General features: G+C 67.4%; 5 protein-coding genes. 3 read left to right on the top strand and 2 right to left on the bottom strand.

The features are described 5' to 3' along the window. Positions 1 to 81: 81 nt before the first annotated feature. From INR38_RS28490 to INR38_RS28500, 3 genes are read left to right on the top strand one after another with little or no spacing between them, the layout of a single operon-like run. Positions 82 to 825, top strand: a complete 744-nt coding sequence (locus INR38_RS28490) for a 16S rRNA pseudouridine(516) synthase (protein ID WP_013803370.1) — start codon at positions 82 to 84, stop codon at positions 823 to 825. Between the two features lie 22 nt (positions 826 to 847). Then, on the top strand, positions 848 to 2263 hold the full coding sequence (guaD, locus tag INR38_RS28495; RefSeq protein WP_242699236.1) for a guanine deaminase: 1416 nt from the start codon (positions 848 to 850) through the stop codon (positions 2261 to 2263). Between the two features lie 47 nt (positions 2264 to 2310). Continuing rightward, positions 2311 to 3684, top strand: coding sequence for a solute carrier family 23 protein (locus INR38_RS28500; RefSeq protein ID WP_063326716.1), 1374 nt, complete (start codon positions 2311 to 2313; stop codon positions 3682 to 3684). A 106-nt stretch (positions 3685 to 3790) separates the two neighbouring features. On the opposite strand, the gene INR38_RS28505 is transcribed toward INR38_RS28500, so the two are convergent. Continuing rightward, entirely contained in the window at positions 3791 to 4240 is a 450-nt protein-coding gene (locus INR38_RS28505) for an RNA-binding S4 domain-containing protein (protein ID WP_013803367.1), read from the bottom strand. A gap of 4 nt (positions 4241 to 4244) precedes the next feature. Next, entirely contained in the window at positions 4245 to 5651 is a 1407-nt protein-coding gene (locus INR38_RS28510) for a sensor histidine kinase (RefSeq protein WP_347566778.1), read from the bottom strand. Between the last annotated feature and the right edge of the window lies 1 nt (position 5652).

Here is a 5652-nt window from a genome sequence, read left to right on the forward strand (position 1 = left end):
TTGTTTGCGCAGAAGTACTTGTATCGTCGCCTGCGCGATGTGCGTGCGCCATGGTGGGCGCAAACGGCTTGAAAGATGAACATGCAACTGCAAGACATTCTGTATTCCCAAGGGTTCGGCATCCGCCGCGTGTGTTCCGGACTGGTCCAGCAGGGCTGGGTGGAACTGTGGGACACCGAGGCCAATGACTGGGTGCGTTGCCTCGACTCCACGCAGGACATCGATCCTGAAGGCCTGCGCTATCGCGTGCAGGGCGTGGAGTGGGCCTATCACGCGCTGGGCTATGTGCTGCTGCACAAGCCGGCGGGCACGGAGTGCTCGCAAAAACCTTCAACCTATCCGAGCATTTACTCGCTTTTGCCCTTGCCGCTGCGGCTGCGCCCGAACAAGGGTGCCGTGCAGGGGGTGCAGGCCGTGGGTCGGCTGGACCAGGACACGACGGGCCTGCTGCTGCTCAGCGATGACGGGCAGTTCATCCACCGCATGAGCTCGCCCAAGAAGCATGTGCCCAAGATTTATCGCGTGACCACCAAGCATCCGGTCGATGCCGGCCAGGTGCAGCGCCTGCTTGACGGCGTGGTGCTCGACGATGACCCCAAGCCCGTCAAGGCCGCTGCCTGCGAGCAGGTGAGCGAGCATGTGCTGGACCTCACGCTGACCGAAGGCAAGTACCACCAGGTCAAGCGCATGATCGCGGCCGTTGGCAACCGCGTCGAGGGCCTGCATCGCTGGAAGATCGGCGAGCTGGAGCTCACCGAGGACCTGCAGCCGGGCCAGTGGCGATGGTTGACGGCCGAGGACCTGGCCAAGCTCAAGGCCAAGTGAGGCAGGGGGCCTCGTTTCCATGATGAATTGCGCTGACCCTGGCCGGGGCTGGGCCCTGTTGTGTACTGCTTTCGATGCGCCCGTGCCGGATGCGCTGCGCATCCAGCAGGACGTGCTGATCGTGGTGGATGGCCGCGGCATGATCGATGCCGTGCTGGAGCGCGGTGATCCCCGCCGCGCCGCTCTGGAGGCCGCGCATGCGGCCGCAGGCACGCTGCAGCGCCTGCCCGAAGGCCAGTACCTTTTGCCCGGCATGGTGGACCTGCATGTGCATGCACCGCAATGGCCGCAAAGCGGCAAGGCCCTGGATGTGCCGCTGGAAACCTGGCTGCAGGAGTACACCTTTCCCCTGGAAGCGCGCTACGGCGATGCCGGCTTTGCCACTTCGGTCTACGACAGCGTGGTGCGCACGCTGCTGGCCAATGGCACGACGACGGCCATGTACTTCGGCACCATCCACGCCGTGGGCAACCAGGTGCTGGCCGAGCGCTGCCTGGCCCTGGGCCAGCGTGCCCTGGTGGGCAAGGTGGCGATGGACGAGCCGTCGCAATGTCCTCCGTACTACAAGGACGTCAGCGCCGCCGAAGGCATTGCCGAGACGGCGCGCTTCATCGACTGGCTGCGCCAGCATCCGGACAACGCGCAGCAGCGCGTGCTGCCGGTGATCACGCCGCGCTTCATTCCTTCATGCACCGACGAGCTGCTGCGCGGGCTGGGCGACCTGGCTGGACGCACCGGCGCCCATGTGCAAACCCATTGTTCCGAGAGCGACTGGGCGCATGCCCATGTGCTGGAACGCCAGGGCCGCACCGATGCGCATGCGCTGCATGATTTCGGCCTGCTCACGCGCCGCACGGTGGTGGCCCATGCCAACTTCCTCACGGCCGATGACGTGGCGCTGATGGCGCGCACGGGCGCCTCGGTCGCGCACTGCCCTCTGTCCAACTTCTATTTCGCCAACAGCGTGTTCCCGGCCCGCAGCGGCCGTGAGCAGGGCCTGGGCATGGGGTTGGCCACGGACATCTCGGGCGGCTACAGCCCCAGCATGTTCGATGCCTGCCGCCACGCCATGACGGCCTCGCTGGCCTTGCATGAGGGGGTGGACCCGGCCCTGGACGCTTCGCAGCGCGGCAGGGCGGGGCAGGGCGTTCAGACCCGCATCGACCACGTCTTTGCCCTTTGGCTGGCCACGGCGGCGGGGGGCGATGCGCTGGACCTGCCGATTGGCCGCATCGAACCCGGCCACGCCATGGACGCCCTGGCCATCGACTGCCAGGGGCCTGACTCCAATGTCCAGATCTGGCCCGGCGCGGATGGCCCGGCCGACATTCTGCAAAAGATCATCCACCACGCCACGCGCGCCAATGTGGCCAGCACCTGGGTGCAGGGCGAGTGCGTGCACCGGCGCCAGGCCGCCGGCGCTATCACTGCTGTTTGAGCGCCGCAGTCTTTGCGCTGCGGCCGTTTTCCGCATTTTTCCGTCCCATGACCGAACCGACCTCCTCCTACGAAGGGCGCCTGATCGCCCGCCCCGACGACCGCGTCTCGCTGTCACAGGCCCTGTTGCTGGGCCTGCAGCATGTGATGGCCATGGACGTGTATGTCGTGCCCTTCATCATTGCCTCGGCCCTGGCGCTGTCGCAAGCCGATGCGGCGTCCATGATCCAGTCCACCTTTCTTGCCGCAGGCGTGGGCACGCTGATCCAGACCGCCTGGTGCATGCGCATGCCTGTTGCGCAAGGGCCTTCCTACATTCCGCTGGGTGCCATCCTGGCCGTGGCCTTTGGCGCGGGCGGTGGCTTTGGCGGCATGGGAGCCGTCTATGGCGCGCTGATTCCGGGAGCGCTGATCGTCATTGCGCTGGGGGCGCTGGGCTGGTTCCACCGCGTGATCCGCTGGCTGGTGCCTCCCATCGTCGGCGGCACCATCATCCTCGTGGTGGGGCTGTCGCTGCTGCCGATTGCGCTCAGCGCCAACGTGTTCTCTGTCCACGGCGGCATGACGGTCAACCAGTCGATTGCGCTGGCATCGGTGTCGGCGGCGCTGCTGATCGCGGCCATGATGCTGGGCCTGCGCTTTGACAACCGGCTGGGCCGCTGGATGCGCCTGTCGTCGGTGATCATTGCGCTGGCCGGCGGCACGGCCGTGGCCTGGGCCATGGGCCTGTTCGCCTGGCAGCCGGTTGCGGATGCGCCCTGGCTGACGCTGCCCAAGCTGGCCGGCATCGACTACCCGCTGCAGTTCAGCTTGCCTGCCGTGCTGACCTTTGTCGTGATCTATCTGGTGGTCATGGCGGAAACCACGGGCACTTGGTTCGCGGTCTCGGCCGTGATCAACCAGCCCATCACCAGCCGCCAGCTCGACCGTGGCGCCGTGGGAGAGGGCCTGAGCTGCAGCGTGGCCGCACTGATCGGCGCCACGCCCGTCACCGGCTACTCCACCAATGCGGGCGTGATCTCCATCACCGGCGTGGCCAGCCGCATGGTTTTCATTGCAGCCGGCCTGGTGCTGGCCTGCCTGGGCTTTCTGGGCAAGTTCTCGGCGCTGATTGCGGCCATTCCCTCGCCCGTGATCGGCGGCATGTTCGCCGTGGTCTGCGTGACCATTGCCATGGCGGGTATCCGCATCCTGCGCCATGTGCGCCTGGACGAGCGCGCCATGCTGGTGGTGGGCGTGCCCATCATCTGCTCCTTCTTCGCCACGCTGGCTCCCAAGGACTGGGTCCAGACCCTGCCGGACATGCTGCAGTACCTGCTGGGCTCGGCCGTGACCGTGGGGGCCATGGCCGCCATGGTGATGAACCTCATCCTGCCGCGTGCGCAGGGGGACGACGCACCGGCCAAGGACCAGGTGGTCTGAACGCCGCAGGGGTCTGCGCCCGCAAACCCATGAGAAAAGGCCATGCGCAGTGGTTGCGCATGGCCTTTTTGCTGGAAGAGGCGTGAGGCGGGCAGGGCCGCAGGATTCAGCGCCGGTCCAGGTCGTCGATGGATGCGCTCCAGCGGCTGTCCCAGTTGCCGCGCTCGCGCACCTGGTCGATCTGGCGGCGGTCGCGCTTGGTGGGGCGGCCGTCGTGCTGGTCGGCAATGCTGCTGGCGGGCTCGGGCGCCAGCCGGCGCTGCTCGGCCAGGCGCTCCCGCTCGGCCAGGCTTGCGGCGGTTTCTTCGTACAGGGCCTGGGCCACGGGCGCGGGGCCGCGCATGCCGGACAGGCCACGAATGACCACGGTGCGCGGAATCTGGCCCTGGCGCAGCACCACGGTGTCGCCGCAGCGCACCTCGCGCGCGGGCTTGACCAGGGCTCCGTTGACGGTGATGCGGCCCTTGCCGATCTCTTCTACCGCCAGGCTGCGCGTCTTGTAGAAACGCGCGCACCACAGCCATTTGTCCAGACGCATGGATTCGATATCGGTCATGGCGTTATTGTGCGCGCGGCGCGGGGTGCTTGCCAGTGGCCGGTTGCAGCGGAATCGCCACGTGCGCATGCAATCCGCAGACCAGGCCTTGCCGGTAGATGTTGCGCAGTTCGATGACGCCGCCCAGCGTCTGCACGATCTCGTGGCAGATGGCCAGCCCCAGGCCCGAGCCGCTGCGCGCGTTGCCGGCCGAGAACGGCTGGAACAGCCGCTGGGCCAGGTCGCTGTCTATGCCCGGCCCGCTGTCGCGCAGGCTGAGCACGGCCTGGCTGCCGGCCTGGTGCACGCTGATGTGCAGGCTGCCGGCCGCAGGCATGTGGCGTATGGCGTTGTGCAGCAGGTTGCGCGTGAGTTCGCGCAGCATCCATTCATGGGCCGGCACGGGGCAGGGCTCGGTGTCTATGGAGAAGTCGATGTCCTGCTCGGCAATCAGCGGCGACAGTTCGATGGCCACGTCGCGCACCACTTCGTCCAGCAGGCTGGGGGCGGGCGACGCCGGCTCGGCGCTGTCTTCCTGCCGTAGCTGCTCGACCTTGGCCAGCGCCAGCATCTGGTTGGCCAGCCGCGTGGCGCGATCCACGGTGGCGCCGATTTCCTCGAAGGCCTGCTCGGCCGGCACATCGCCGCGCTGGGCCGACTGCAGCTGGGCCTTGAGCACGGCCAGCGGCGTGCGCAACTGGTGCGATGCATCGCGCACAAAGCGCTTCTGGTCCGACAGCAGCTGGCGCAGCCGCAGCATGAGCTGGTTGATGGCCTCCAGCAGGGGCTGCAGTTCACGCGGCGCAGCGGGGGCCGACAGCGGGCTCAGATCGCCGCGCGGGCGCGAGCGCAGGTCGCTGCTGAGCTGGCGCACGGGCTGGGTGGCCCGCTGCACCACAAAGATCACGATCAGCGCCACGGCAGCCACCAGCAGTGCCTGGCGTGCCAGCGTGGTGCGCAGGATCTGCAGGGCCAGGGTCTCGCGCAGCTCCAGCGTCTCGGCCACCTGGATCACGGCCATGCCGCGCCCCTTGGCGCTGGCCACGGGCTGCAGCAGCACGGCCATGCGCACGGGCCGGCCCCGGAACTGTGCGTCATAGAAATCGACCAGGGCTGCGTAGGGCGGGCGCTGGGGGATGACGCCGTGCCACATGGGCAGCTCGCCAAAGCCCGACACCATTTCCCCGTCCAGCGTGGAGACGCGGTAGAACATGCGGCTCTGGTTGTCGGCCTCGAAGATCTCCAGCGCCGAGTAGGGAACGATGGCATGCAACTGGGCGGACTCGTCATAGCCCGTCACATCCAGCTGCTCGCTGATGCTCTTGGCCGATGCCAGCAGCGTGCGGTCATAGGCCGTGTTCAGCGCAGCCAGCGTCTGGTGGTACAGGCTCCAGGTATTGAAGCCAATGAACAGAATGACGGGTACGAGAATG

Source organism: Delftia sp. SD018, from assembly GCF_017355445.1.
Taxonomy (GTDB): domain Bacteria; phylum Pseudomonadota; class Gammaproteobacteria; order Burkholderiales; family Burkholderiaceae_C; genus Comamonas; species Comamonas acidovorans.

What these genes read in the sequence shown, in the direction of transcription:
- INR38_RS28490 (WP_013803370.1), top strand. Translation starts at nt 82, where the DNA reads ATGCAACTGCAAGACATTCTGTATTCCCAAGGGTTCGGCATCCGCCGC.
- INR38_RS28505 (WP_013803367.1), bottom strand. Translation starts at nt 4,240, where the DNA reads ATGACCGATATCGAATCCATGCGTCTGGACAAATGGCTGTGGTGCGCG.
- guaD (WP_242699236.1), top strand. Translation starts at nt 848, where the DNA reads ATGAATTGCGCTGACCCTGGCCGGGGCTGGGCCCTGTTGTGTACTGCT.
- INR38_RS28500 (WP_063326716.1), top strand. Translation starts at nt 2,311, where the DNA reads ATGACCGAACCGACCTCCTCCTACGAAGGGCGCCTGATCGCCCGCCCC.